Genomic DNA, 281 nt, shown 5'->3' with positions numbered 1-281 from the left:
CCTGGTGCCTTTGTTGATGATTGGGTTGGGGTTGACCTTCTGGTCTCGTGGTTTGCCCCATAGCCAGAGGAAGGTCTGGTTGTTCCTGTTGCTGACCTTGCTGATTGGCCCCGGCATTCTGGTACACAATGTATTTAAAGAAGGTTTTGAGCGGCCACGGCCAAAGCAGGTAGTGGAATTTGGCGGCAAAAGTGGTTTCAGTCCAGCCTTTGTGATTGCGGATCAGTGCCATGGCAAATGCCGGTCGTTTGTTAGTGGTCACTCGGCGATGGGGTTCTGGC

Annotated in this window: 1 protein-coding gene; it reads left to right on the top strand. The window is 53.0% G+C overall.

Going from position 1 to position 281, the window contains the following annotated elements:
* Nucleotides 1–16: 16 nt before the first annotated feature.
* Nucleotides 17–281: phosphatase PAP2 family protein (locus tag Q4563_RS23700; RefSeq protein ID WP_442903809.1), on the top strand; the 265-nt coding region annotated here is incomplete at its 3' end.

Source organism: Gilvimarinus sp. 1_MG-2023 (assembly GCF_030548285.1).
This window is presented reverse-complemented; position numbering and strand designations above follow the sequence as displayed.